2 protein-coding genes are annotated in these 1839 nt (G+C 68.6%); both read right to left on the reverse strand.

Annotation, left to right across the window (positions count from 1 at the left end; all coding sequences use genetic code 11):
- The coding region (locus tag AC1D15_RS29915) for a low molecular weight protein-tyrosine-phosphatase (protein WP_477828879.1) at window positions 1-285 on the reverse strand (285 nt) is incomplete at its 3' end.
- The coding region (gene uvrB, locus AC1D15_RS29920; protein ID WP_477828880.1) for an excinuclease ABC subunit UvrB at window positions 282-1839 on the reverse strand (1558 nt) is incomplete at its 5' end. The genes AC1D15_RS29915 and uvrB, both read right to left, overlap by 4 nt.

Genomic DNA, 1839 nt, shown 5'->3' on the forward strand with positions numbered 1-1839 from the left:
GGCCAGGATGAGGTCGAAACGCTCGAAATCAGCCCCCGTCACGACCCGCGCCCGCAGATGGGCCAGGTCGTAGCCGCGGCGCGCCGCGTGCCTGATGGAGCGCGGATCGGGCGGCTCGCCACCGTGCCACGAGTGCGTGCCGGCCGAATCGACCGCGACTGCATCGCCCAGCCCGGCCGCGCGCAGCTTGTGGCGCAGCACCGCCTCGGCGGTCGGCGAACGGCAGATGTTGCCCATGCAGACCATCAGCACCCGCACCTGCGCCCGCACCGGTGGCTGCGTCATGCCTTGCGGCCGCCGGCAGCCGGCAGCAGCACCACGTTGTCGGTGCCGGGCGCGCCGAAGGCCTGCTCGCGCAGGTGGGCCAGCTGGTCGCGCACGCGGGCCGCCTTCTCGAACTCCAGGTTGCGGGCATGCTCGAGCATCTGCTTCTCGAGCTGCTTGATGCGCTTGCCGAGGTCCTTCTCGCTCATCGCCTCGACCTCGGCCGTCTCGGCCGCGTTCTTCAGCTCGTCCTTCGCGCTCTTCTCGCTGTAGACGCCGTCGATCAGCTCGCGGATCTGCTTCTTCACGCTGCGCGGCGTGATGCCCTGCTCCAGGTTGTGCTGGATCTGCTTCGCGCGGCGCCGCTCGGTCTCGTCGATCGCGCGGMGCATCGAATCGGTCATCTTGTCGGCATACAGGATCGCCTTGCCGTTCACATTGCGCGCCGCGCGGCCGATGGTCTGGATCAGCGAGCGCTCGGCGCGCAGGAAGCCTTCCTTGTCGGCATCGAGGATCGCCACCAGCGACACCTCGGGGATGTCCAGCCCCTCGCGCAGCAGGTTGATGCCCACCAGCACGTCGAAGGTGCCGAGCCGCAGGTCGCGCAGGATCTCGACCCGCTCGACGGTGTCGATGTCGCTGTGCAGGTAGCGCACCTTGACGCCGTTGTCGCTCAGGTAGTCGGTGAGCTGCTCGGCCATGCGCTTGGTCAGCGTGGTGATCAGCACGCGCTCGTGGATCTCGACGCGCTCGCGGATCTCCTGCAGCACGTCGTCGACCTGGTGCGTGGCCGGGCGCACCTCGACGAGCGGGTCGACCAGCCCGGTCGGCCGCACCACCTGCTCGACCACCTGGCCGGCGTTGCGCTTCTCGAAGTCGGCCGGCGTCGCCGACACGAACACCACCTGGCGCATCTTCTTCTCGAACTCCTCGAACTTCAGCGGCCGGTTGTCGAGCGCCGACGGCAGCCGGAAGCCGTACTCGACCAGCGTGGTCTTGCGCGCGCGGTCGCCGTTGTACATGCCGCCCAGCTGGCCGATCAGCACGTGCGATTCGTCGAGGAACATCAGCKCATCGCCCGGCAGGTAGTCGACCAGCGTCGACGGCGGCTCGCCCGGCGCCGAGCCCGACAGGTGGCGCGTGTAGTTCTCGATGCCCTTGCAGTGGCCGATCTCCTGCAGCATCTCCAGGTCGAAGCGGGTGCGCTGCTCCAGGCGCTGCGCCTCGACCAGCTTGCCGTCCTTCACCAGCTCGTCGAGCCGCGTGCGCAGCTCGGCCTTGATGGTCTCGATGGCAGCGACCACGCGATCACGCGGCGTCACGTAGTGGCTGGACGGGTAGACGGTGAAGCGCGGGATCTTCTGGCGGATGCGCCCGGTCAGCGGGTCGAACAGCTGCAGCGCCTCGACCTCGTCGTCGAACAGCTCGATGCGGATCGCGAGCTCGGAGTGCTCGGCCGGGAACACGTCGATGGTGTCGCCGCGCACGCGGAAGGTGCCGCGGCTGAAGTCCATCTCGTTGCGCTGGTACTGCATGCGGATCAGCTGCGCGATCACGTCGCGCTGCCCCTTCTTG

Source organism: Rhizobacter sp. P2_H2 (assembly GCF_056403375.1).